This window comes from uncultured Sphingopyxis sp. (genome assembly GCF_900078365.1).
Classification (GTDB): Bacteria; Pseudomonadota; Alphaproteobacteria; order Sphingomonadales; family Sphingomonadaceae; genus Sphingopyxis.
The window spans coordinates 2,840,203-2,866,858 of record NZ_LT598653.1 but is presented as its reverse complement, the minus strand read 5'-3'; the positions used below and the strand labels follow the sequence as shown (position 1 = coordinate 2,866,858).

General features: G+C 68.0%; 14 protein-coding genes. 6 read left to right on the top strand and 8 right to left on the bottom strand.

The window, feature by feature from the left end:
- The first annotated feature begins 177 nt into the window (after positions 1-177).
- From QZL87_RS13200 to QZL87_RS13175, 6 genes are all read left to right on the top strand, one after another.
- On the top strand, positions 178-951 hold the full coding sequence (locus QZL87_RS13200; protein ID WP_295320124.1) for an arginyltransferase: 774 nt from the start codon (positions 178-180) through the stop codon (positions 949-951).
- An 84-nt stretch (positions 952-1,035) separates the two neighbouring features.
- Positions 1,036-1,425 (top strand): DUF3060 domain-containing protein, encoded by a 390-nt coding sequence (locus tag QZL87_RS13195; protein ID WP_295320122.1) that lies wholly within the window; start codon positions 1,036-1,038, stop codon positions 1,423-1,425.
- A 250-nt stretch (positions 1,426-1,675) separates the two neighbouring features.
- Entirely contained in the window at positions 1,676-4,111 is a 2,436-nt protein-coding gene (locus tag QZL87_RS13190; RefSeq protein WP_295320120.1) for a cyclic nucleotide-binding domain-containing protein, read from the top strand.
- Positions 4,111-4,992, top strand: a complete 882-nt coding sequence (locus QZL87_RS13185; RefSeq protein ID WP_295320118.1) for a hypothetical protein — start codon at positions 4,111-4,113, stop codon at positions 4,990-4,992. Before QZL87_RS13190 ends, QZL87_RS13185 begins: the two co-directional genes overlap by 1 nt.
- Before the next feature lie 10 nt (positions 4,993-5,002).
- Positions 5,003-6,937: a cytochrome c3 family protein gene (locus QZL87_RS13180; protein WP_295320116.1), complete on the top strand. Its 1,935-nt coding sequence runs from the start codon at positions 5,003-5,005 to the stop codon at positions 6,935-6,937.
- 43 nt (positions 6,938-6,980) lie between these two features.
- The gene (locus QZL87_RS13175) at positions 6,981-7,829 is read left to right on the top strand and encodes a metallophosphoesterase (protein ID WP_295320114.1); all 849 of its coding nucleotides are present in this window, start codon (positions 6,981-6,983) and stop codon (positions 7,827-7,829) included.
- A gap of 10 nt (positions 7,830-7,839) precedes the next feature.
- On the opposite strand, the gene QZL87_RS13170 is transcribed toward QZL87_RS13175, so the two are convergent.
- The 8 genes from QZL87_RS13170 to QZL87_RS13135 all read right to left on the bottom strand — a co-directional run bounded on the left by QZL87_RS13170 (position 7,840) and on the right by QZL87_RS13135 (position 26,640).
- Complete coding sequence (locus QZL87_RS13170) at positions 7,840-8,412, bottom strand: hypothetical protein (protein WP_295320111.1); 573 nt, start codon at positions 8,410-8,412, stop codon at positions 7,840-7,842.
- 7 nt (positions 8,413-8,419) lie between these two features.
- Complete coding sequence (locus QZL87_RS13165) at positions 8,420-9,364, bottom strand: D-2-hydroxyacid dehydrogenase (RefSeq protein WP_295320108.1); 945 nt, start codon at positions 9,362-9,364, stop codon at positions 8,420-8,422.
- Between the two features lie 49 nt (positions 9,365-9,413).
- Positions 9,414-10,883, bottom strand: a complete 1,470-nt coding sequence (cysS, locus tag QZL87_RS13160; protein ID WP_295320106.1) for a cysteine--tRNA ligase — start codon at positions 10,881-10,883, stop codon at positions 9,414-9,416.
- 49 nt (positions 10,884-10,932) lie between these two features.
- Positions 10,933-18,684, bottom strand: coding sequence for a hypothetical protein (locus QZL87_RS13155; protein ID WP_295320104.1), 7,752 nt, complete (start codon positions 18,682-18,684; stop codon positions 10,933-10,935).
- A 28-nt stretch (positions 18,685-18,712) separates the two neighbouring features.
- Complete coding sequence (locus tag QZL87_RS13150) at positions 18,713-20,518, bottom strand: ShlB/FhaC/HecB family hemolysin secretion/activation protein (protein ID WP_295320101.1); 1,806 nt, start codon at positions 20,516-20,518, stop codon at positions 18,713-18,715.
- 192 nt (positions 20,519-20,710) lie between these two features.
- Positions 20,711-21,469: a hypothetical protein gene (locus tag QZL87_RS13145; protein WP_295320099.1), complete on the bottom strand. Its 759-nt coding sequence runs from the start codon at positions 21,467-21,469 to the stop codon at positions 20,711-20,713.
- Positions 21,456-23,549, bottom strand: coding sequence for an adenylate/guanylate cyclase domain-containing protein (locus tag QZL87_RS13140; protein ID WP_295320097.1), 2,094 nt, complete (start codon positions 23,547-23,549; stop codon positions 21,456-21,458). The genes QZL87_RS13145 and QZL87_RS13140 overlap by 14 nt, the downstream gene beginning before the upstream one ends.
- A 4-nt stretch (positions 23,550-23,553) precedes the next feature.
- Positions 23,554-26,640 carry a CHAT domain-containing protein gene (locus QZL87_RS13135; protein ID WP_295320094.1) on the bottom strand — a complete coding sequence of 1,029 codons (3,087 nt, stop codon included), beginning with the start codon at positions 26,638-26,640 and terminating at the stop codon, positions 23,554-23,556.
- Positions 26,641-26,656 lie beyond the last annotated feature (16 nt).

The window sequence follows — 26,656 nt, the reverse complement described above, 5'->3', positions numbered from 1 at the left end:
AAATCGGCACAAAAGTTACCGGACGATTCAGAAAATTTTCTGCCTGATTCAGAACGGGACGGACTAAAATGGTAAATGGCCTTTGCACCATTGACGCCGCGCGGCATAGTTGGTGCAAACAGCGCGTCGGACCCGCGTCGGGGGGCTCCGCATCGCCAGTCCGGAGGTCTTTCTCGCGTGTCCGCACCGTTCCGTTTTCCGCGCTTTTTCGTCACCAGCCCGGCGCCGTGCCCCTATCTGGCGGGCAAGACCGAGCGCAAGGTGTTCACCGAGCTCAGCGGCAACAATGCGAACGAGCTCAACGACGCGCTCGGCCGCATCGGGTTCCGCCGCAGCCAGTCGGTCGCCTATCGCCCGAGCTGCGCCGATTGTTCGGCGTGCGTGTCGGTGCGCGTCTGCGCTGCCGAATTCGCGCCGAGCAGTTCGCAGAAGCGCAACCTGCGCCGCAACGGCGATCTGGTCGCCACCGCCTGCAAGCCGTGGGCGACCGAGGAACAATATGCGCTGCTCCGCGCCTATCTCGCTTCGCGCCATCCCGACGGCGGCATGGCCGACATGGACGAGCAGGATTTTGCCGACATGGTCGAGCAGACCCCGGTCGATTCCTATATGATCGAATATCGCGAGCCGGCGGTGGATGGCGGCAAGGGCCGCCTCGTCGGTTGCTGCCTGACCGACCGGCAAGGCGACGGGCTTTCGATGATCTACAGCTTCTTCGACGCGCACCATCCGCTGCGCGAGGGGCTCGGCACCTATATCATCGCCGATCATGTCCAGCGCGCGGCGCGCGCCGGGCTGCCCTATGTCTACCTCGGTTACTGGATCGAAGGGTCGGCGCGGATGGCGTACAAGGCGCGCTTCCGCCCGCTCGAAAAGCTCGGCCCTGACGGCTGGTCGCGCCTCGAGGAGACGCAGTCCGATCGCATCGCCGCAATGTTCGAGCTCGCCTGACCGCCACCGGCCGGTTGACGCGGCGGCTGTCACAGGTCATTGAACCCCAAGGGGATTTCGAGGCGGGGAACAGAGGAGACGAGCTTGTTCCGCCATCATGCCGCCGCGAAATATCTGCTTCCCGTCCTTGCCGCCCACCTCGCTTTCGCCGCCGCGCCGCTCGCCGCGCAACCGAACCGCGGCGCCGGAACCCGTGACGGCGCGGCAATCAGCGGCGTCGATCAGGCGCACCGCATCGATTGCGAAGGGCGGCCCGCCGAAGTGTCGGGATCGGACAATCACATCGACTTCATCGGCGATTGCCCCAGCCTGACTGTCACCGGCGTCGGTAATCGGATCGGTATCATCCTGCGCCCCGGTGCGCCCCTCAGCGTGTCGGGCGTCGACAATGTCGTGACCTGGCGGGTCGCCGGAACGGGCAAGCCGAAGCTGACGGTGAGCGGCGTCGACAATCAGGTGCGACCGGCACGGTAAGGGATGGGTAAGGGGCGAACGCGCTCCGCGCCTAGAAATTGCGAACGTGTCGCAGCAACGGAAATCTCCGCCTCATCGGTTGACCTTTTCCCGCTTTCAAGGGCATAGCCTTGCACCCAGGACATAAGTCCGGGTCGCATCCGTAGTTGTGGTCGCTTGGGGAAGCGATTGAGGGGAATGGGGTGCCCGTGCGTGCGTTCACCAGCATCTTGATCGTGGATGATCGCTTCGGCCGCGCGAGTGCGCCGGCGTGAGCGGGGTCGTCAAAGTTGCGATCATCGGCTCGGGGCCGGCGGGCCTCAGCGCGGCGGCGCGCGCGGGGCAGCTCGGCATGAGCCACATTCTGCTCGAAAAGACCGACCATCTTTCCGACACCATCTTCAAATATCAGAAGGGCAAGCGCGTGCTCGCAACGCCCGAGCGGCTCGACCTCCGCTCCGACTGCCGTTTCGCCGAGGGCGCGCGCGAATATATCCTCGGCAACTGGGACGAGGATGCGGTCAACAACAAGGTCGAGGTCGCGTATCACGCCGATGTCGTCGAGGTGACGGGGCAGCAGGGCGCGTTCGCGATCAAGACGGCCAAGGGCGACGTCTATCAGGCCGAGAATATCGTGCTGGCGATCGGCACGCAGGGCAATCCGAACCGCCTGCGCTGCGACGGATATGACCTGCCGCACATCATCTATCAGGTCGACGATCCCGAGGATTTCAAGGACAGGCATATCACCGTCGTCGGTTCGGGCGACGCGGGGATCGAAAATGCGCTCGGCGTCGCCGAGGAGGCGCTCGAAAATACGGTCACTATCCTCAACCGCTCGAAGGATTTCGCGCGCGCCAAGGCGAAGAATGTCTCCGACATGATGGAGGCGGGTGAAAACGGGTTGATGAGCATCCGCACCGAGACGCAGCCGAAGAAGGTCGAGCCCGGCTGGCTGACGCTCGAGACGCCCGACGGCGAGGAGCGGATTCCGTGCGACGTCATCGTCGCGCGGCTGGGATCGGTCGCGCCGCGCGCTTTCGTCGAATCGATGGGGATCGAGTTCACCGGACCCGACCGCGAGGCCTTTCCCAAGCTGTCGCCGACGTTCGAATCGACCGTTCCGGGCATCTTCGTGATCGGCGCGCTCGCGGGTTATCCGCTGATCAAGCATTGCATGAACCAGGGCTATGACGTCGTCGAGTTCATCAATGGCAATAGCGGCCTGACCCCGGCGGACGAAAAGGATCTCGCGGCGATCTTCGCCGGACTGCCGCAGCAGAAATCGGTGAGCGAGTGGCTCGAATATCTGCGCGCGCGCGTCAGCATCTTTGCCGACGTGTCGCCGCTGCAAATGCGCGAATTCATGCTCGATTCGAAGGTCGCCTTTTATCGCAAGGGCGATGTCGTCTTCGAGAAGGGCGAGCCGGGATCGTCGCTCTTCGCCATCGCCGACGGCTTTGCCGAGGTCGAGGTCGGACCCGGCGTCACCGTGCCGATCGAGCAGGGATCTATCTTCGGCGAGGTCGGGCTGATTTCGGGGCGCAAGCGCGGCGCGACGATCCGCGCGGGGGCGGACAGCATCTTCGTCGAGGTGTCGCGCACCGCGGCATTGAAGCTGATGGCATCGGTGCCGGGCGCGAAACGTGCGATCAACCGCATCTCGCTCGAACGGCAATTGCTCCAGATCTTCAAGGGCGGACTGACGGTGGAGGACCTGGGTCCCGTCGTCGACACCGCCGAGGTCGAGCGCGTGCCCGCGGGCAAGGTCGTGCTGACCGAGGGGGAGCAGGGCGACGATGTCTATGTCATCCGCTCGGGATCGATGGTGGTCGAGAAGGATATCGGCGGCAAGCCGATCTTCCTCCGTTATCTCCCGGCAGGCAGCTTCTTCGGCGAAATGGGCGTGCTGAGCGGTGCGCCGCGCAATGCCACGGTCAAGGCCGCGGTCGGCGCCGAGCTGATCAAGCTCACCGGCGAAAGCTTTCGCAAGATGCTCGCGGCGCGGCCGCAGGTGCGCGAGGCGACCGAAGCGGCGGTCGCCGAGCGTGCGCAGATGAACAGCTTCATCGAATCGCGCAAGGCGAGCTATTCGAGCGCGGTCGACCTCTATTCGGACACCGCGAGCTTCATCATGAAGGAAGGGCTCGGCGAGGCGACCGATGCGCTGCTGATCGACGAGAATCTGTGCGTCGGCTGCGACAATTGCGAAAAGGCGTGCGCCGACAGCCATGAGGGGCTGTCGCGGCTCGACCGCGAGGCGGGCAAGACCTTCGCCCACCTGCATGTCCCGACGAGCTGCCGCCACTGCGAACATCCGCACTGCATGGCCGACTGCCCGCCGAATGTGATCCACCGCGGTCCCGACGGCGAGGTGTTCATGGAGCCGGGCTGCATCGGCTGCGGCAACTGCATGCGCAACTGCCCCTATGGCGTGATCCGCATGGAAGCCGCACCGCCCGAGAAGCCCAGCCTGCTGCGCTGGCTGCTCACCGGTTTCGGCCCGGGGCCGGGCGAGCCGTCGCCCAAATGGACCAAGAAGCAATTGGGCGACGAGAAGCCCAAGAAAATCGCGGTCAAGTGCGACATGTGCAAGGGCATATCGGGCGGTCCCGCCTGCGTCCGGGCGTGCCCGACCGGCGCCGCGATCCGCGTGTCGCCCGAGGAATTCCTGTCGATCGCGCGGCTCGAGGAGGATGCGGACTGATGGCGACGCTTTTCGAGCGACGCCGTAACAAGGCGACGCAGACCGAGCGGGTCCGTGAACGGCGGCACGAAGGTTTCCTGCGCTATGCGGGTTTTCGCTGGGCGAAGATTTCGGGCGGGCTGTGCCTGCTGATCATCACTTCCTACGCGCTGATCGACGTCACGCCGCGGCATAATGGCGGCAGCTGGTACGGCTATACGCTCGGCACGATCGGCGCGCTGCTGATCCTGTGGCTCACCGCGCTTGGCTATCGCAAGCGCAAGATGACGAGCAGCCACTGGTCGCTGAAGGCGTGGACATCGGCGCATGTCTATCTGGGGCTCAGCCTGATCGTCATCGGCACCTGGCACACGGGATTCCAGCTTGGCTGGAATGTCCACACGCTCGCCTGGGCACTGATGATGCTGGTGATCCTGTCGGGGCTCTACGGCGTCATCGTCTATGCGACGCTGCCGCAGGCGCTCTCGAACAATCGCGACGAGATGACGCAGATGCAGATGCTCGAGGCGATCCGCGCCTTCGACCGCCAGTTGCACAGCGCCGCGCAGCCGTTGACCCCCGAAGACACCGCGCCGGTGCTCGCCGCGCTCGACGAGGATCCGTTCGCGGGCGGTATCCGGGCGCGGCTCGGCGGGCGGTACCGCAATTGCGCGACCGCGGCCGCCCATCGCGCCCTGTCGGCGTCGCGCAGCAGCGAGGCGGAGGTGCGCGAAAAGGTCATCGGGCTTCTGTCCCAGAAGCAGGCGGCGCTGGCCCGGCTGCGCAAGCATCTTCGCATCCGGGCGCTGCTCGAAATCTGGCTCTATGTGCATGTGCCGCTGACCTTCGCGCTGATCGCGGCGCTGTCGGCGCATGTCATCAGCGTCTTCTTCTACTGGTGAGGCGCGGACGATGAGCTTCATCCTCCGCCGCATCGCGACGACGAAGACGGGCAAGCAGATCGTCCGCGACCAGGCGCTGCCGGGCGATACGATCACCCTCGGCCGCGACGCCGGCAACATCATCCATGTCGCCGATCTGGCGGTGAACCCCCACCATGCGACGATCAGCAGCAGCGACGGGCGCCATGTGCGCGTCGCGGCGCTCGAAGGGCTGGGGTTCGATTTCAACGGCCGCAGCGTCGATGCGGCCGACATCGACAGCGCGGCGGGCGCCGAGCTGCGCTTCGGCGGGCACCGGCTGACGATCGCGCGCGAGGACGACAAGATCATCCTGCTCGTCGAACGGATCGACGAGCTGTCGCAATCGTCGAAGGACGTCGACGAGGCGAAGGCCTTTTCGCTCGCGGGGACGATGCCCGGCAAGCGCATCGCGGCGTGGGCGTTCGGCCTGTTGATGCTGCTCGCCTTCCTGATCGGGCCGATCTGGGCCTGGTACAGCTATAAAAATGTGAACGAGCGCCCCGACGGCTATCATGCCGACAGCGCGTGGCTGTCGGGTCCGCTGTCGAGCGCGCATGCGAGCCTGAAGAACGACTGCCAGTCGTGCCATGTCGAGCCCTTCGTCGCGGTGACCGACAAGGCGTGCGTCGGGTGCCACACCGGCGAGCACAAGGCGATGAGCGCGGCGCACGCCAATGCGCCGACCGCGATGCTGCTCGCCGCGCGCCACCCGCCGGGGGTGGGCGAGCGCATCCTTGCGGGCTTCGCCAAGACCTTCAACAAGCCGCAGGGGCGCTGCGTCGATTGCCACACCGAGCATGAGGGCGCGGGGCCGATGGCGGCGACGCCGCAGAAATTCTGCGCCGACTGTCACGACGGCATGTCGGCGCGGCTCAAGACCGCGGGACATCCGACGACGCTCGCCGACGCCAGTGATTTCGGGACGAGCCACCCCGAATTCCGCCCGCTCGTCCGCCCCGCGACCGGCGGCAAGCTGGTGCGCACGACGCTGACCAAGGGCGTCGTCGATTACAACGGCCTCAAATTCCCGCACGACATGCACTTGCAGGCGACCGGCGGGGTCGCGCGCATGGCGGCGAGTTTCCGCGGCCGCTTTGATTTCGGCAAGAAGCTCGAATGCGCAAATTGCCATCGCGTCGAGGCCGACGGGGTGCGGGTCAAGCCGGTCGAGATGGAGCGCGACTGTGCGATGTGCCACAGCCTCGCTTTCGAGACGGTTGGCGGGGTGACGCGGACCTTGCGGCATGGCGATCCCGATCAAGTCGCGGCCGACCTCACCGCCTATTATCGCTCGGCGCCGCCGGCGCGGCCGCTCCAGCTCGGCGGGATGCAGCGGCGGCGGCCGGGCGCCTATGCCGAGGGGCAGGTCTACAACATCTATTTCAACGAGGTCGCGGTGCGGCCGTCACGCGCAGAAGATGCGGTGCGTGCGGTCTTTTCGAAGGGCGGCGCCTGTTACGATTGTCATACGATCTTCGCGCCGCAAGCAGGGAACGGTTGGCGCGTCGCGGCGGTCGACCAGACGCCACGCTATCTGCAAAAGGGCTGGTTCGACCATGACGCGCACAAGGAAACCGCGTGCGCCGATTGCCACGTCGCCGCGCCCGCGTCGAAGGCGTCGACCGACCTGCTCGTGCCGGGCGTCCGCCAGTGCCGCGACTGCCATGTGGGCGAAAATGGCGCGCGGCTGGTCAAGGTCGAAACCGCGACCGAATCGCCATGCGCGATGTGTCACGAATATCATTCGGACGGCGGCAAACCGTGGATGCCGCAGCGCAGAGCCAAGAAAAATGTGACCGCAATCACAAATAAACCTCTGCGTGCTACCTATGGTGTGAGCCTGATCACAGGAACCGGGGGGCGGGGCCTTTACGAAGTGACGTGGCGCACACCCGCCTTGCATGGGGCAAGACGGGGCGGATAGGTTTTGGGCGGTCGGGGGGAACCGGCCGGGGCAGGGGGCCGATATGCTGATCGCACAGATCACGGATATTCATATCGGGTTCGATCCGGGCAATCCGGCCGAATATAATCGCGAGCGCCTCGACCGGGTGCTGGGCATGCTGATCGACGGGCCGAACCGCCCCGATCTGTTGCTGGCGACGGGCGACATCACCGACCGCGGCGACGGGGAAAGCTATCGCCGGCTCGCCGACATCTTCGCGCGCTGCCCCTTTCCGGTGTGGCCGAGCGTTGGCAATCATGACCTGCGCGACAATTTTCACGCGCACTTTCCGGGCTTCGACGACGGCAACGGCTTCGTCCAATATACGGTCGAGCTTCCCGAACTCCGGCTGGTGACGGTCGACACGCTCGAAGAGGGCCGGCATGGCGGCGCCTTCTGCGACCGGCGCGCGGCGTGGCTCGACGCCGAGCTGGCGAAGGACAGGGTCAAGCCGACCTATATCGTGATGCACCATCCGCCGGTCGAAAGCGGAATCGAATGGATGAACACTCATCCGGACGAGCCGTGGGTGGAGACCTTCTCCAGCGTCGTTCGCCGCCATCCGCAGGTCCGCGGGCTGATCTGCGGGCATCTCCACCGCAGCGTGACGGTGGCGTGGGAGGGGCGCACGATCGCGATCTGTTCGTCGACCGCGCCGCAGGTGTCGCTCGACCTTCGCCCGATCGACGCGGATCGTCCCGACGAACGGCCGATGATCGTCGCTGAAGACCCGGCCTATGCGCTGCATCGCTGGAACGGGCGCGAACTCGTCAGCTTCTATGACAATGCCGGCGTCCGCGCGACGCTCGCCAGATATGACGAGGAGCTGCAGCCGCTCGTGCGTGCGCTGAAGGCCGAACGGCCGGGATGACGCGGCGCGATCACCGGGACTTCCCTGACCGGCAAGCCTCGCCATAAGCGAGGCGGTAAGGTTTGCTGAAGCAACGGATCAACCCATCCACGACGCCCAAATTGGGCGGCCAGGACCGGGTCTTGATCGCCTTCGCCTCGGGCCTTGCGCCGGGCTGCTCTGCCGGGGGCGGTAGTGTGGCAAGTGCTTGTCTCGCGGCCTTCAGGCCGTCCATATCCTGACGCAGAAAGGCTATGGTGGCATCGACATAGCTGTTCCAGCCGGAGTCGATGTTCCAGATATTCCCTCGGTCATACGATCGCTCAAAAAGCGCGATCGCCGCTTTGGTTTGTCCTTCATCGGCCCTCAACTGCCCCTCGTGCCAGTAGAGTATCGTCGTATGATCCGGGTGAGCCTCCCGGTAGGCGGCGATCAAATCTGCCGCTGCCGACGTGCAGCCGGAGCGCCCGGCCACTCTGCGCCATCCGCCGTTCATGTCCTGATCGAACGCGCGCTCGTCCAAGGCGAGCATCGCCTCCCGGTCCACCGAACATTCAGGAGCAGGCACCGATCCGGCGATGAGAAAAAGTGCGGGCAGCCACATCACGGCTTCAATAGCCCAGCGTCAGATCGACCCGCGGTTCGACGGGCTCGCCCTTTTTCCAGCGATCGAGGTTTTCGAGGAAACGCTGCGCCGAGCGGACGAACATCTTGTCCTGCGCGCGGCCCGACAGGTGCATGGTGATATGCGCGTTGTCGAGGCTCCACAGCGGATCGTCGGCGGGCAATGGCTCGGGCGTCGTCACGTCGAGAAAGGCCGACGCGATCCGCTGCGCGTCGAGCGCCGCGACGAGCGCGTCCTGATCGACGACGCTACCGCGCGCGATGTTGATCAGCGTGGCGGTCGGCTTCATCGCGGCCAGTTCCGCCGCGCCGATCATGCCGTCGGTTTCGGGGGTCGCGGGGACCGCGAGGATCACCCAGTCGAAGTCGCCGAGCTTCGCGCGCCACTGGCCGGGGGTCAGCGTGTTCGCTCCGGGCGAGCGGCGGACGACCGTCACATCGACCGCGAAGGCCTTCAGCCTTTCCTCGATCAGCTTGCCGATCGCGCCATAGCCGAGGAGCAGCGCCTTCGACCCGAACAGCTCGACCTTGCCGGGCGAATCGAGCAGCCATTCGCGGCGCTCCTGCGCGCGGACGACGTCGCGATAGCCCTTCGCAATGGTGAGCATGCCCATTACGACATATTCGGCGATGGTGATCGCGTTGATCCCCGCGCCGTTCGTCACCACCGTGCCGCGCTCGGCGAGCAGGTCGAGCGGCATGCCGTCGACCCCCGCGTAGATCGAATTGAGCCATTTGAGCTGCGTCGCGGTGGTGATGACCGCGGCCATGTCCTTCTTGTCGTACATGTCGAACCAGCCGATCTCGGCTTGGGGCGCGAGCTCCATTGCCTCCTCTTTCGACGCGAAGAAGCGCGGTTCGACCCAGCCGGGCAGGCGGTTTTCGACGAGCGGACGGATCAGGCCCGACAGGACGGTAACGGTTTTCGACATTTGACCTCTCTTCGGTTCTATTCTGCAACCGATCATGGCGGGCGAGAGGCTAGTTGTCGAGCCGCCACTCCCAGCCGAGCGGATCGCCGTCCATTACCTCGACTCCCGCTGCGCCGAGCTCGTCGCGGAGCGCGTCGGACGCGGCGAAGTCTTTGGCGGCGCGGGCTTCTTTGCGGCGCGCGAGGATCGCTTCGATTTCGTCTTCGGCGATAGTCGCCGCCTTGGGCCGGACGCGCAAGTCGGCGCGGTCGATCGTCAGCAGGTCGAGGCCGAGCACCGCGTCCATCGCGGCGAGCGTCGCGCGCTTCTGGCCCCCGTCGATCTTTTTCATCGCCGCCGCTTCTTCGAGCAGGGTCAGCGCGACGGGCGTGTTGAGGTCGTCGGACATCGCCGTGTCGAACCTGGCGAGCAGTTCGGCGAGGCGGCGGTCGGCGGGTTCGGCAGGCTCCGCATCGCGAACCGGTGCCGCCGCCATCACCAGCCGCTTCAATCGCGTCAGCGCGGCGCCGAGGCCTTCCCACGAAAATTCGAGCTCGCTGCGATAATGAGCCTGCAGGCACATCAGGCGATAGGCGAGGGGGTGGTAGCCCTTGTCGATCAGGAGCTGCACGCGCAGGAACTCGCCGCTCGACTTCGACATCTTGCCCGAGCGATCGACGAGGAAATTATTGTGCATCCACAGCCTCGCGCCGCTCGCGTCGCTGCAGCTGTGCGCCTGATTCTGCGCGATCTCGTTCGGATGATGGATCTCGCGGTGGTCGATGCCGCCGGTGTGGATGTCGAACGGAAAGCCGAGCAGGGCTTCGGACATCACCGAGCATTCGAGATGCCAGCCGGGCGCGCCGCGGCCCCAGGGCGAATCCCACTCCATCTGGCGTTTCTCGCCCGGCGGGGTCCTGCGCCAGATCGCGAAATCGGCGGGGTGGCGCTTGCCGTCGACGGGGTCGATACGGCTTTCGCCTTCGTCGGTGCCGTGGCGCGCGAGGCGACCGTAATCGGCGACCGTCGTCGTGTCGAAATAGAGGCCGCCGTCGAGTTCGTAGCAATGCTTGTCGGCGATCGCCTTTGCGAATTCGATCATCTGCGGGACATAGTCGGTTGCGATCGACCAGTGCGCGGGCTGGCGGATGTTCAGCGCCTCGATGTCGGCCCAATAGGCCTCGGTATAATGGCGCGCGATGTCCCAGATCGATTGCGCGCGCTCGGCCGCGGCCTTTTCCAGCTTGTCCTCGCCCGCATCGGCGTCGTCGGTTAGATGGCCGACGTCGGTGATGTTGATGACGTGGGTGAGCTTGTAGCCTTTGTACGTCAGCGTGCGGCCGAGCGTGTCGGCGAAGACATAGGCGCGCATATTGCCGATATGCGGATAATTATAGACCGTCGGGCCGCAGCTATAGACGCGCGCCTCCGGCGGCTGAGCCGGATCGCCAGGGACGCCGGGGTGGACGGGCTCGAAGGTCTCGAGGCTGCGCGTCAGGCTGTTGAACAACTTTAGCGGGGAGGCAGGGGCGTCGGTCATGACCGCGCCCATGCCTCGCCCCGATGCGATCCGTCAACCGAAACGGCGGCTACTGCGCTGGCGGCGTCCACAGATCGTCGTTGCCCGCGCCGGTCACCGGATCGTCGAGGAGCGGCGCGCCGGTCAGCGGGTCGACCTCGCGCATCGTGATCAGCGGTTGCGGCAGCGTGTTGCCTTCGCCCGCGCTGTCCTCGTCGCCGTCGATCTCGTCGATGACGTCCTGCACCGGGAAATTGTTGTCGATGTCGAAGACGACGGTGGCGCAGACGGCCGGACTGGAGAGGAGGCAGCCGTTGACGGTCGACCGCGGATCATAGCTGCCGGCGACCGGCGCCGCGCCGGCGATGGTCAGGAGCTGGAGCGTGTCGAGGCCGGTGACCTGACCGTTCGGGCCCAATTGCACGCCGTTGACCACGATGCGCGACGGCCCTTCGGTGACGACATCGAGCCCGCCGGCGCCGAAGATCAGCCCGCGGCGCTGGGCAAAATCGGTGCCCGCCCCGCTGTTCTGGACATAGAAGCCGCCGACGACCTCGGCACGGATTCCGCGTGCGAAGAGCGCGCCTTCGTCGAGCACGACACCGTCATTCTGCTCGAGCCGCGTGTTGATGGCGGCGGTCGAGGTCGCCGCGCCGACGTCGGCGATCGCTTCGGCGGTGGCGACGATGATGTCGTCGGAGACCATGTTGAGCTGTCCCGCCGGGGCGGCGCCATTCACCAGGCGAACGCTGCCCTGACCGAGAATCACCTCCAGCGCGTCGCCCGCAGCGAGATTGAGCGCGTTGGCGTCGGTCAGTCCCGTCAGTTCGACATTGCCGACGATGCGCATCTTGCCCGGCGTGCGGATCGTCAGCGCGCCGTTGGCGCCGAGGTTCGACCCCGACGCGCCACCCGTCATGGTGAAGCCGTCGACGACGATGTCGGGCGGCGCGGCCGATCCGACCGCGCTGCTGCCCACCGCCTGCACCGCGGGCGCGAAGATGTCGATCTGGCTGCCATAAAGGCGGGTCAGTTCGTCGGCGTCGATATGATAGCCCGCGACGCTGCCGCCCGGCGCGCCGCCGACGAAGGTCTGGTTGTCGCTGTCGCTGTTCGCGACCGACAATTGCTGCGTGACGCCCGCGGTGCCGACGCGGCCCGCCGATCCGATCGCGATGTCCGCCGAGGTGAGCGCGATCGACTGGCCGGTGATGACGCCGGTGATGCCGAGCGAGGCGAGCGCGCTCGCGTCGAGGTTGCCCGCGACGGTCACGCTATCGAGGTTCAGGGACCCGCCCGAATTGACCAGGATCGCATTGGCGGCATTGAGCGTGCCGACGCTCATGCTTTCGCCTTGCGTGCCGAGGTCGGCCGTGCCGGCGACGTCGCCGCTCGCGACCGACAGGTCACCGCTCGCGCGGACATAGGCGTCGCCGACGTCGGTGGTGAGGGACGCAAAGGTCAGGTCGCCGCCGCCTTCGATGCGGATCGCATCGGCGCTGGCGTCGATTGGGCCCGAAGCGAGCAGGCTGCCGATCCTTATGTCGCCGCTACCGCTGTCGAAGCTGGCCGCGCCGAGCACGGTGGCCGCCCCGACGTCGATGCCGGTCGCGCCGGTCAGTGCGGCATTCTGGGCCTCGATCGCGGTGAGGTTGATCGCCGTGCCTGCCGTGAGCGCCGCGTCGCCGAGCGCGCGAACCCCGCCGCCCGCAATGCCCGCCGCCGAATTGACCACCACATCGCCGTCCGCACTCAGCGTCGGAATGACGCCGCCGCCGAGGTTGCTCAGCGCGGCGAGGGTCACGTCCTGCGCGGTGATTGTCGCGTTGCGGCCGGCGGCGACGATACCCGAGAGGTTGGCAATACCCGCCGCATCGACGACGACGTCGCTGAACGCATCGATGCCCGCGAGCGTCGTGGCGCCGCCCTGCGTGCGGATGCTGCTGTCGCCGCCGGTCGTGCCGAGGCCAAGGGTGGTCGCGCCATTGACCGCGATGCCGTTCGCGGCGTTGAGCAATATATCGTCGCCCGCCGAAAGGCCGGCGGCGTCGATCGCGCCGTTCGCTGACGCCATGACGATGTCGGCACCGTTGACGCCTTCGCTTCCTTCACCGACCCCGATCGTGAAGATCGGACTGCCCGAATCTGATGAGAAGTCGAGGATATGCGTGTCGGCGCCCGCGCCCGTCGCGCTGACGTTGATCGCATCGATGTTGCCGGGCGTGCGGACGGTCAGGTCGTCGCCCACGCTGACGTCGGTCAGGCTGGCGGTCGTCGCGGCGACGACGAGCATGTCCTCGCCCGCGATGCCGCCATCGATCGATGCGGCGCCCCCGGCGCTGACGCCGAACATGCGCGCCGCCGAACTGTCGGTCAGCGCCGCGTCGCCCGCGGCGATGACGAACAGATTGCCCTCCGTGCCGATGCCGTTGCCGTCGACATAGCCGCCGTTGGCTTGCGCCGACGCATCGATATTGCCGTCAGAATTGAGGAAGATGTCGCCGCCTGCGACGAAGCTGCCGGCAAGATCGTCGGCCGCGAAGACCGAGATGGTGCCGGCAACGTCGGCACTGTTCACCGAAACCGCGCCCCCGGTTCCGAAGGCGAAGAAGGAGGCGTCGCCCGTCACCGGGCCGGTCAGCGCGATGCTGTCCGCGAACAGGTTGATGTCGCCGCCGGCCGCAATCGACCCGCCGCTGATGCCTTCCGCCCCCGGCGCCGTCCCGTTCGCCGTCAGGCCGACGGTCAGACCGGCGTCGATATTGTTGAAAGCGATCGACTGCCCCGAAACCTGAACGAAGCCGCCCGCGCTCGAATTGCCGAGATCGACCGCGCCCGGCGAGGTGATCTCGATGTCGCCGCCGGTGATGATCGAATTGAGCCCGGTCGCGAAGCTGGCCGCGTCTGCCGTGAAGTCGTTAACGGCTTCGGCATGCTCGACATTCGTCGCGCCGGTGCTGGTCAATATGATGTCGCCGCCCGCGAGGCCGTCGACGCCGATCTCGAACTGTCCAGGGTGCGCTCGTTGTGGCGCACCAGGGTCCCCCCCGAGGCCGTCGACGCCGATCGTGCCGGGGGTGGTCAGCGATAGCGCGCCACCGGCGGCGATCAGGCTGCCCGGCGCGCCGCTGATGCTGGTGACCGCGGTCGCGATCAGGTCGCCGCTCGCGCGCAGTGTCGGAGCGTCGCCTTCGCGCGCATCATGGCGGATGTCGATCTGATCGCCCGCGTCGATCGTAAGGGTGCCATCGACGTCGAATATGCCGTTCGACTGGGCATGGACGCCGATCGAACCGTCGGTGGTCAGCGTGGCGTCGCCCTGGCTGGCGATGGTGCCGCCGGTCGGCGCGACGAAGATGCCCGCAAGCGCGGTATCGGTGTCGTTGTTCGTCGGTGCGGCGATCCCGAGTGCTTCGGCCGTAAGGCCCGCGAAGCTGATATTGCCGCCCGCGCGCAATTCGATGCGTCCCGCAAAATCGCCGTTCGCCGCAATGTTCGTCGGGCCGAGATCGATCTCGCCGAGCCCTGAGGCGCCGGCCGCGGTTTCGATTACGACGCGGCCGCCGGTGGTCTGTCCCGGATTGCCGAGGCCGCCGTCGGTGCCGCCGCCCTGGCCGGTGCCGCCGCTGCCGCCTGCGCCGGCAAGGCCGCTCGCCGTGATGTCGACCGCTTCGCCGTTCGAGGTGATCGTTCCGCCCGTCGCGACAAGGCGGATGGTGCCGCCGGTTCCCGCGCCGCCGTCGCCGCCATTGCCCGACTGATTGCCTTCGCCGAAGCTGCTGTTGCTGCCGAGCCCGCCGACGCCGCCGCTTCCGCTGCTGGAGAGCGAGACGAAGTCGCCGCCGTCTTCAAGACCGAGCGCGACGGTCGCGCCCTCGCTCGCGGCAATCTCGATCGTGCCGCCCTGGCCGTCGCCGCCATTGCCGCCGTCGGGCGCGACCGCAGGGAAGCCGAAACCGAGTCCGCCCGCGCCGCCATTGCCGCCGATGCCGGCCGAGATGAGGTTGCTCTGCAGGGCGGTCAGGCTCGCTCCTGCGCCCTCGGCCAATATCCGCGAGGTGCCGCCGGTGCCGTTGCCGCCGCTGCCGCCCGCGCCGTCACCCCCGTCGGCGCCATTGCCGCCTATCCCGGTCGAATCGATGATGACCGCGAGGTCGCCGGCCTCGAAGCCGGTCACGATCGCCTGCGCCGTCCCGCCAAAGCCGTCGCCACCGTCGCCGCCGACATTGTGGAGACCTCCCGCGCCGCCCGTGCCGAGCGCGAGGCTGCTCGCCGCGCCGACGCCATCGATCGCGGTTTCGAGCGCGATCGTCGCGGTGCCGCCCCGGCCCGCGCCGCCGGTGCCTCCGACCCCGACGCCGGTGGCGGGGGCGCCGCTGCTGGAGAAGAAGCTGTCGCCGCCATTGCCGCCGGTCCCCGACGCATCGGCGGTCAGGCTGCTCGCGGTCGTCGTGCCGCCGCGCACATTCACCGTCGCGGTGCCGCCGATGCCCTCGCCCGCATTGCCGGGGGTGCCGGGCGTGTCGCTGAAGAAGGTGTCGAACTGCCCGCCGTCGCCCCCTTCGCCGCGCGCACTGGCCTGGATGACGCTGGCTTCGACCACGGCTGTGCCGTCGATGCTGATCGTCGCCGTGCCGCCGCGCCCGAGGCCGCCGGTCCCGCTCGGCACGATATTGAGCGGGTCGAAGTCATCGCCGGACAGGCCGAAACCGCCCTGGCCGTTGGCCGAGGCCGTGATGTCGGCCACGTTGATCGTGCCGCCCGACAGAGTGATCGTCGCGAGGCCGCCGACGCCCGTTCCCGACACGCCTTGCGCATCGCCGCCGACACCGTCGGCGTCGATGCTCATGTCGCCGAGCGATACGGCTCCGCCCGTCTGGGTGAAGGTCGCGGTGCCGCCGGTCCCGGTTCCGCCGCCCGCGCTCGCACCCCCCGCCGACAGTTCGAAGAAGCCGCCGGTGAGGGCGCCGCCGGCGACCTCCACCGTCATCGTTCCGCCCTGACCGTTGCCGGCGGGTGCTTCGACGCCGGGCGGCGTTTCGCTTTCGGCCTGGGTCTGGCCGCCAGCCGATGCGAACAGGTCGCCGGCGTCGATGCGGCTGCTCGCGTCGGCTGCGACGCGGATCAGGATCGCGCCGCCGGTGCCGGTCGGGCCGCCCAAGCCGCCGCCCGACGTGCCGTCGGCGGTGATGTCGGCGCCGACGGCAAGGTCGATCGTGCCGGCATCGGCGATCAGCTGGATGGTGCCGCCGGTGGCCGCCGTTCCCGCCGCGCTGACGCCCGAGCGCGCGCTTGCGGTGAAATTGTTGAAGCCATCCTGCGTCGCGATGATCTGGCCGCCGTCCGAGGCGAGAAGGTCGATCGTCCCGCCTTGCGCGGTGCCGCCCGCGCCGGTGACGCCGACCGTGTCGCTGCTCGCATCGACGTCGAAGATTCCGGCCTGGATCGTCCCGCCGTCGGCGATGAAGTCGATGTCGCCGCCGATGCCGTTGCCGGCGCTTTGCCCGATCGAGCCCATGCTGCCGCCCATCGCCTGAACGGTCAGCGTGTTCGCCGTCGTGATCGCGCCGCCCGCCGTCGCGCCGACCGCGACATCGCCGCCGCTGCCCGCGCCGAAATTCTCGCCCGAAACGCCCATGCCCACCGCGAAGAGGTTGATGTAGTCGCTGCTGGCGATCGTCGAACCGTTGGTCGCTGAAAGCGTCACGTCGTTCGCGGTGGCGGTCCCCGTCTGGCCCGTCGTCCCGCTCGGGCTGAACCCGCTTCCCGCCGCCGCCGAGGCGTTGAGCGTGATCGCGGTGAATTGCGCATTTACGCCGCCATCGACAGTCAGTGTGGCGGTGCCGCCGGCCGCGTCGCCGCCGCTGGCATTCTCGCTACCACTCGCATCGCCGCCGCGAGCGAGCGCGGACGCGAGGAGTTGCCCGGCCGAGACGGTCGATGCCGTATCGGCGTTGACGAGAAACTCCGCGGTTCCGCCGATGCCGTCGCCGCCGTTCTGCGTCTGAAAGGGCCCGAAGTCGCCGCCGCCGTCGCCGCCCGCCTGGACGAAGCTCTGCGTCGCCGAGAGCGAGGATCCGGCCCCCGATACCCTGATGCGCGCGGTGCCACCGGTGCCATCGCCCGACTGGGTCAGGCCGAAGCCGCCGGTTCCCGTCGCGTCGAGCGACAACAGGGCTACCGGGCCGACGGCGCCGCCGTCCGCCACCGTCAGCGTCGCGGTGCCGCCGATGCCGTCGCCGTTGACGGCCGGCAGGTCGCTGAAGCTGTTGTCCCCGCTTCCGGCCGCATTGATGAAGATATTGCCGGCCGTCAGCGTGCTGCCGGCGTTGCTGACCGAAATGCTGGCGCTGCCGCCGCGCCCGGTCGCGCTGGTGCCGCCCGCGTCGAGGTCGCCGAAGCCACTGGCGTCGACCGTGACGCCTTGGGCGCTTACATTGCCGCCGGTGATCGTCAGGCCGGCGATGCCGCCCTGCGCATCGCCGGTCACCGCGTCGGGCGTCCCAAAGGCCAGGATCGCCAACCCTGCGGGCGTCGAAAGCGTGCCGCCGGTGACGTTGATCGCGGCATTGCCGGGGGTGCCGCCGGTTCCGCCCGACTGGATCGTCAGCCCGCCTGTGGCGCCGCCCAGCTGGTCCGCGCCGATGGTCAGCACCGCGCTGGCATCGCCGGCGAAGGTCCCGCTGCCCTCGACGAAGAACTGGCCTTCCGATGACGTCGGCGCGGCGGCGAAGGCGCCACTCGCGCGCGCGGTCGTATCGCTGCGAAACAGCGTATCGCCCGCGGTGATGTTCGCGGCCGTGGCGTTGACGGGCGCCGCGGCGAGTTCGCCGCCGACGATATTATAGCCCGCCGACAGGCGCACCGCGCCGTCGGGATCGACCTGCGCCGAAAGCGCATCGTCATAGCCGATCGCGCCGCTGACCAGCATCGTGACCGCGTCATTCTTGGGAATGGCGACCATATAGATGCGGCTCTGGTTGCCATTGGTGTCGAGATGCGCCGGGCCGGTGGTCGTGCCCGTGTGGGTGATCGCGGTGCCGCTCTCCGCGCCCACGGTGACGTCGATGTCGAAGAGGCCGCCGTTGATACGGATATTCGCCTGCTCGGCGGCGACATAGGCGGCCGATCCGTCGACGCGGACGGCGCCCGCCTGGACGACGCGCGGCGCGACCAGGGCGACATAGGAACTGCCGGGGCTGCCGGTGACATTGGCGTTGATCGCGCCATTGACGGTGATCGCCGACGTGCTGCCCGAAGCGCCATTGAAGCGGATCGAACCGTCTGGGCCGAACAGGCCGCCGGTGGTGACGATGTCGTTCGTCGTGAGCAGCAGGCTGCCGACGTTGACCACGCCGCTCGCGCCGATCAATATGCCGCCGGCGTTGTAGAACCAGATATTGCCTCCGCGCGGGCCGGTGGTCGATCCGACATAGCTGTTCACGGTGCCGTTGAGCGCGATCTGGCGGCTGAGCGATCCGCCGCCGCCGTTCACGAAGCGGTTGAGGACGGTATAGTCGCCGGTGCCGACGAAATTCCAGGTCGAGCCGGACGGCAGGAGATCGATGTCGCCGCCGGTCGGCGCGCTGTCGGTGGGCACCCAGTTGATCACATTCTGCGCCTGGGTGACGGTGGTTGTCGTCGTGGTGCCGCTGACGCCGTTGGGCGTGCCTCCGCCGCTCACGATGGTTCCGGTGCCAGCGACCTGCGCCAGCGCCGGCGCGCCATAGGCCAGCGCCGCCATGCCGGCGGCGAGCGCGCAGCTCTCGAGCAGGCGTCTTTTCCTTTTGTGGAGGGGTGAAAAGCTGGCGGTGGCACGCATGTCCGTTGTCCTCGATGCAAAGCTCATGTCAGCGTCTCCGCACGCCGAATTGGGTGGTCAGCGACACGAGCAGCCGCGGGTCGGGCCGCTCGGTGAGGAAGCCGCCGCGGTTGAGCGGCACCGCCAGCGTCATGTCGAGCCGCGCGACATTGCCATAGGCGATGCGAACGCCTCCGCCCGCCGAATAGAGTTTCTGCGGATCGAGCCCGTCGAAGGCCGTGTCCTTGTTCCACACCCAGGCGGTATCGAAAAAGACGAAGGGCTGGAAAGCAAAGGCCTTTGTATTGGCGGGAACGAACGAGCCGTAGCGCGCCTCGAGCGCCACCGCGACGCCGCTGTCGCCGATCACCGTGCCGGGGTCGAAGCCGCGCCCGACGGTGAAATTGCCGCCCGAAAATTCCTCATAGGCGAGCAAAGGATCGTTCGCCCATTGCGCGCGGGGCGCCGCCGACAGCGTGAACAGCTTGGCCGGCCGCCATTCGGCGAGCGCGTTGGCGCGGACGAGAAAGGCGTCCGGCTTGCCCTCGATGCGCGACAGCGGCACCGCGCCGGGCAGGAAGCAGGCCGTGCCGCCGGGGCCGCAATCGTCGCTGGCGCCAAGAAAATTCACGCCCTGCCGTGCTTCGAGCGAAGTGGCGAGCGACCAGCGCGGTTCGCCGGGATTATAGCCGCCGCGCCCGGCGATCGAAGCGGGATCGATCCAGCTGGCATCGGCGCGCAGATTGAGGACGCGCAGCCGGTCCCTGTTGAGCGGCACGCCGGTCAGGCTGATGTCCTGATCGATGATGTCGAGCCCGCCGCCTACGCTCAAGCGCCGCGCTTGCGTCAGCACGAGCGGATAGGAGCCGAACAGGCTGACGATCTGGGTGTTCGACTTGATCGGCAGGCCGGTGAGGTCGGGACGCGTCCAGGCATAGGTGTAGCTGGCGCCGAGGCGCAGCCCTTCGCCGCCGACGCGGAACTCGTGCGACGCCTGCACGACCTTCTGCTCGTCGAAATCGGGGGTGGCATAGAAGCTGACCGTCGTAAGATCGCCCATGCCGGTCAGGCCCGCGAAGCGCGCGCGCGCATTGCCGCCCCACCGGCCGACGTCGCGCGACCCGAAATTCTGTGCATTGAAGTCGAAGGTCACGGGCGTGCGCGTGACGGTCACTTCGCCGATGACCTCGCCGGGAACCGCGCCGGGGCGCAGCGTCAGCCGCGCGTCCATCCCCGGGATGTCGCGCGCCAGCAGCAGATAGCGTTCGGCGTCGGCGATATTGAACACCGGCGCATCGTCGAGCCGCGAAAGATAGCGTTGCAGCAGCCCTTCGTTGGCGCCCGCGTCGCCGCGCACCTCGATCCGCGTCATGCGCGCGGACAATATGTCGAGCCGGACGATGCCGTCGCCGATCGTCTGCGGCGGCACGCGGACCGCGGCGAGATAGCCCTGCGAGCGCAGGATCGTCGCGGCGCGGTCGCGAATCTCGCACACCGCCGCAATCGGCAGCTCCTGTCCGACGCGATCGGACCAGCTCGGCGCGAGCAGCGCGTTGTCGATGCCTTCGACGCTCGAAAATTCGACCCCGCGCAGCGTGAAGCGGATATGGGCGAATTCGGGGTCGGCAAGCGGGCAGGGGGCACGTTCGATCCCGTCGTCGATCGCGACGATCCGTTCGCCGGGCTGGATGGCGGGGGGGAGCGCCGGGCGCTGGATTTCCTCGCGCGTCGGAATCTGCGGCGTCGCCTGCGCCCACAGGGCGGCGGGCAGGGCTGTCGCGATCAATCCCGCCGAGCCGGCCAGAGCCTTGCGGATCGCCGCGCGCCCGGACCTCGCGGCCCCATGAAATCGCATATCCCCCGACACGGCCATCACCACCCCTTGCGTTTCGGCGCGCCGCGATCGCGGCGCGCCTGTTTCATTGGCGCCGCCGGCAACCCGGCGAGGCAAATTCGACCCAAGGAAGGTTCCGCCACGCGACAGGCGGTATTTCCCAGGAATATATCAGACGGATAGGGCGCGTTCAATTGCGCCCTATCCCTTTGCTCAGCCCGCCTCCGCTTCGGACATCGTATCGACGAGGCGGTCGAGCTGCGACGTACAGCCCTTCGCCATCAGCATGTCGACCGACCCCTCGACCGTATCGGGGGCGTTTTCCATGGCGGTGAAACGCACCGTCACCGGCTGCGCCAGCCCGCCGCCCGAGAGGCGATAGTCGGCGCCATATTGCACCGGCAGAACATCGGTCGGCCATTTGCGGAAATTGGCGCCGTCGACGATCGCCACAGTCGTCTTCTTGTCGCCGCTCTGAATCTCGAGCGCGGTGTCGCCCTGCATATTGGGGCGCCACAGCATCAGCATGGCGGGGTCGAGGACGCAAAAGGTCCCGCCCTCGCGATAGTCGAGCAGCCAGAGATTGGGGGCGCGAAGCTCGGTCGGCATCTGGGTGACGCCTTCGCGCGAAAATCCGCCGCGCGATCGCATCGTCGGCCCCTTCGCAAGCATCCGCGTGACGTTGGCGCCGAGCGACTGGCTCGCCTGCACCGTGCCGGTGGCGCCGAAGGTGCCGGGGCCGGAAAGCGTGCGCGTCTTGCCCGACTGCATCAGCACGATCCGATCGCCCGCGACGAGGGTCAGCTTGTCGGTCGACTTGAGCCGTGCCCCGGTCGGATATTTGGCCGCCGACGGGCCGGTCGAGCGGACGACCATCGATTGCGCCGTGGCGGCGGAGACGATGGTCAGGGCGGCGACGGCGGCGGCGGCGGTCAGGCCGAGGCGGCGCATCCGGAAGTCAGGAAAGGACATAGCTTTCTCCCTTTTCGGTTTCGTTCAGGCGTTCGATCAGGAACAGGATGGAAGCGTCCTGCGCGAATTCGGCGGCCAATGCTGTGGCGCCGGTCACATGCGCCTTTTTATCGCCCGCCGCGTGCGCGGCGACAAGCGCGGCGATGCGGGCGCGCCGTTCCGGAACAAGATCGGGGCGCGGGGTGAGGACGTCGACGGGCTGCGCGCGCCCGCGCAGCGTCACGCGGCCCATCGGCACGAGATCGTCGCGGCCCGAGCGCGCCGCGGCTTCGGCCGAGATCAGCACCCCGGTCTTCAGGCTCTTGTTCGCCGCCTCGAGCCGCGAGGCGGTGTTCATGCTGTCGCCGAGCGCGGTGTATTGGATACGCCCTTCGCCGCCGAAATTGCCGACGATCGCGTCGCCGACATGCAGGCCGACGCGCGTCATGCCGATCGGCGGCACGTCCTCGGCGGCGAGGTCGGTGCGGAATGTCTCGCCCGCTTCATACATGGCGAGCGCCGCCGCGGCCGCCCGCTCGCCGTCGTCGGGGCGGCCGAGCGGCGCCCCCCAGAAGGCGACGATGGCATCGCCGACGAATTTGTCGATCGTTCCGCCATGGTCGAGCACGATGTCCGAAAGCCGGTCGAGATATTCGTTGAGCAGGCGCGCGACGGTCTCCGGGGTCACCGCATGACTCAATTTGGTGAAGCCTTCGAGGTCGGTGAAGACGCAGAAGATGTTGCGCCGCTCGCCGTGCAGCGAGAGCTGGTCGGGATCGCGCAAAATCTGCGCCGCGACATCGGCGGGCAGATATTTGCCGAGCGCCGACTGCGCGAAGGCGCGCTGGCGCGATCCGATCGTGCGCGCTGCCGTGCCCACCGCTGCATAGCCGAACAGCCAGCCGACCGCCCAGCCGAAGGTCGGCAGCGTCGTCGTGTCGACGCCGCGCCCGTGCAGCCAGAAAGGGAAGGCGGCGAAGAAGGCCATCTGTCCGAGGAAAGCGAGCGCGACCCAGCGCGCGCGCAGGTCGATCAGGCTGGTGAGCCCGCCCGCGGCGACGATCAGCACCGCGAGCGCCCAGAGAGCCGGTGCCGGGATCGGGCGCGCCCAGGCGCGATCGAGCTGCTGCGCGAGCATATGCGCATGCACCTCGAGCCCGATCATCGTTTCATGTTGGCCGGTGATCGCGTCGGGAAAGCGGCTGAGTGGCGTGTTGAACTGGTCATTGTCGATGATGTCGCCGCCGATCAGCACATAGCGGCCCTTCACCAACTCGGCGAAGCCGGCGCGCATTTCGGCGTCCATCGGCATCGCGAAAGTGTCGATCGGGATGTTGGCGAATACCGGTTCCTCCTGCCCCGCGGCGGCGCGCGCGGGAACGAGGAAGCGGATGCCGCCCTGATAATCGGCATAGGCGGGATCGACCGGAGCGAGCGCATTCGCCATCAACGGCGGCAGGTTCGGCGGCCGGTGCGGCCATTTGCGGATCACATCGTCGTCGTCGGTTCGGAACAGGACGCTCGTCGGCCGGGTCTTGGCGGTCGTGACGTCGGCGATGAAGGTTTGGAGGAATTTCTGCTGCTCATAGAAGATGGTGTTCGGATTGCTCGCCTGCTCGGCGTAGGCGAGCCAGGTCGGCGTTCGCATCGCGCGGAGCTGCGCTTTCAGCAAATCGTCGTCGGGGCGCGGCGAATCGAACGCGATATCGATGCCGATCGCCTTTGCGCCCATCCGGTCGAGATTGCCGAGCGCGTTCGCGAGCAAGGTCCGGTCGAGCGGCGAACGGATGCCGGTGTTGAACAATGTCTCGTCATTATAGGTGACGAGCGTGATGCGCCGGTCCTGCCCGGCCTTGGGCGCCATCAGCGTCGCGCGCGCATCGTAAAGCGCGCGCTCGGCGGCGTTGATCAGCGGTAACTGCCAGCTGAAACGTGCGATCAGGATCGCGACGAGCAGAAAGACGATCGTCGCCGCCAGCCGCGACGGGCCGAGCTGCGTCGCCAGCCGGCGCACGCGCTTGCCGAGCGGCACCGCAGCCCGCTGGCCGCCCTGCTCGGGTGCGTCCGCCGCGGCGGGGGTGATGGCTTCGGGCGCGTTCATAGGATCAGCGGGCGGCGCGGCCGGCACCCTCTCCCTTGCCTGCGGTGGTCGTGCCGCGCTGCAGCAGCGCCTGACCGCCATCGCCGACGATCGCGAAGCCCGCCCAATAATAGGGGTGCGAGGTCTGCCGATCGTCCATCAGCCGCATCTGCGTCGCCCATAGCGCGTCGGCGACGCTCACTCCCTCGTCGGCCGTGAACAGGCCGCCGATCAGCCGCTTGGTCGCGTCGAAATCGTCGGGTGCGGGCCAGTGGCTCGCGATCACCGAACGTCCGCCGGCGCCGATGAAGCTGCGGACGAGCCCGTCGAGCGCGCTGCCGCCGCCGGACAGCCCCGCTTCGCGCGTCGCCGCGACGCTCGCCGCGCCGGCGGTATCGCAGGCCGAGAGGATGACGAGGTCGGCGTCGATCCGCAGGTCGAAGATTTCCTGAAAGCTGAGGAGGCCGTCCGAATCCGCGCCGCCGAACGAGGTGACGAGCGCGGGGCGCGCGGGGCAGGCGGGGCGCGGCGCGGTGACGAGGCCGTGGGTCGCGAAATGGATGATGCGATAATCGGCGAGGTCGGCGCGGTTCTTGACTGCCGTGTCGGTGAAGGCGCCCCCCGTGAGCAGCGTTCCGGCCGCACGGCCCACGGCGTCGCGCGCCGTGACCAGCTCGTCGGCCGAGATCGGGCGGCCCCATTGGGCGATGTCCCACAGGCAGTCGGGATCGGCGCCGCCGTCCGCCGCGCCGCGGGTGCCGGTGGACGGCAGGCGACCCTCGACCGGCAGATTTTCCCCCAGCCCGAAATATTGGCGGCTCGCCTTCGACGGCGGCGCCTGCCGCGCGTTGCGGAAGCCGAGGGTCGATACTGCGGTGCTCGGGCGGACCGTGCGGCCGAGCCATGCGATCCGGCGCATGTCGAACGGGTCGGCATCGGGGTCGCGCAGCCGCCGCTCATAATCGGCGAGTCCCGTGTCGGCGGTGATCAGCAGATTGATCGGCAGCCGCAGCATCGCGCCGTCGGGCTCGAAGATCAGGTGCGGCACCGCCGGGAGCCTGGCCGCGACAGGACCGAAAAGCTGGCCGTAAAGCTTGTAGGAAGTCGCGGCGTCGAAGGGATAGGTGACGCGGCGGCCATTTTCGACGATCGAGATGGTCGAGCGGATCGTGTCGACCGCCCGCTCGAGGTCCGATGCGCCGATGTCCGATTTCCAGAGCTGTGCGCCGCCCGGTTCGATCAGCATCGCATAGACGCCTTCGCCGACGACGAGCATCTTGAGATAGGCCTCGTCGGGCCGCAGCACCTGCTGCAATTCGGCAAGCTCGAGCTTGCCCGACGCGACGACGCGATATTGCGGAAAGGCCGCCAGCTGGACGACGGTTTCGGACTGCTGGAAGGTCAGATTGTCGAGCTGGGTCCGGATGTCGGCGCGCAGCGCACCCACTTCGGGCGAGGCGGGAAGCTGGGCGAGGCGGGCGTCCTCGATCCGCGCGCGTTCGATGTCGCGGTTCAGCGTCGTCGCCTGGCGGAACAGCCGCGCGCCGTCGTCGCTGCCGCTCGACAATTCGCGCGCCAGCACCGCCTGCGTATCGGCGACGCCGGGACGGATCTGAAGCTGGCTGGCGACGAAGAATTCGCCGACCGCGGCGGGATCGGTCGCGGCGCGGGTCGCCAGCAGCCGGTAATAGGGCGCCATGACGTTCGCCATGCCCGCGGTCGAACGCTGCGAGTTCGCGAGCGCCGCGACGACCTCGCGATAGATGCCCATCGCCTTGTCGTCCTGCCCATGGCGGGTGAGGAAGGCGGCGTAGCGCGCGCGCGCCGAAGCGAGCGCGGTGGTTTCGGGATATTCGGCCGCGAGCAGGCCGACCGATTCGACGAAACGCGCGTCGGCGGCGCCGGTGTCGCCGACCGCTTCCTCGGCCAGGGCGAGTTCGCCGAGCATCTGCGAGCGCAGCCGGATGATCGAGGTCACGCGGCCCTCCCGCACGGCGAGCGCATCGCCGAGCCCCTTCAACTGCGCGGCCTTCGCCGCCGCGGCATCGCCGCGCAGCCGCTGCGCGGTGCCGAGCAAGTGAACCGCCTGCGCATCGATGATCTGCGCGCGCTCGACCGGGGTCAGCCGCTCGCGGTCGTTCGCCTGGCGGAGGACGCGCGCATTGTCGCCGCTGTTGACGCCGGCCACGATTTCGGGGGTCAGCGTCACCGCATCGCCCGCGACCGTCACGCCGGTGGTCAGCGGAGCGATCGGCGCCTGGAGCAGCGCCGCCGCGCGGTCGTAGTCGCGCTGGTTGAGCGCGTTGATCGCGCGGAAATTGCGGCGGAGGCGCAGCTGGACGGGATCGCTGGTCGGGATCGCCTCGACCTCGGCGAACAGGCGCTCGGCTTCGGCAAATTCGCCGAGGTTCGAGCGTTGCAGCGCGCGGTTCAGCGTGAATTCGGTGGGGTCGATGCCGGCCGCCGCCTGTTCGTCCTGCGCGCGGCGCGACAGCGCCTCGAAAAATTCGGCGGCTTCGGCATAATCGCCGCTATGATTGCGGCGATAGCCCTCGGCCAGCGCCTTGTCGATGTCGATCGATCCCGCAAGCGTGCGCGCGAAGCCGTCATTGTCGCCGACCGAGATCGTCGCGACCTCGATCACGCCGGGGACGACCCGGCGCTGACGCACCGACTCGAGCGCGATCCGCAGCGCATCGTCATAGGCGGCGAAGCCTTCGACGCTATAGCTCGTGTCGCCGTCGGCTTCGATGCGCGTCGTCCACGCCACATTGCTGTCCTTGACCGTGCAGGCGCCATCGGCCGCGCAGGTGATCGTGCCGGCGCGGGCGCGTTCGATCCGCGCGCGCGCCGCATCGGCGCTGGCGCGCAGCGCACGCACCGTGCCGACGGGCTGACTGGCGTCGCGGCAGACGATCGTCCAGGCGCGGTCGAACATGCCCTGGGTCACGCGGTCGTGAACGGTGGCCTGCACCTCGCACAGCGAGCCGCCGTGCTCGCCGATCGAAAAACTGTCGCGGAGCGTCGGGTCGCTTTCCTGCGCCGGCGCGGTTCCCGGCGCGGCCAAAGCCAGCGCAGCCAGAGCCGGCGCGAAATGCGAACGTCGAGTCATCACCGATCCCCCAAAC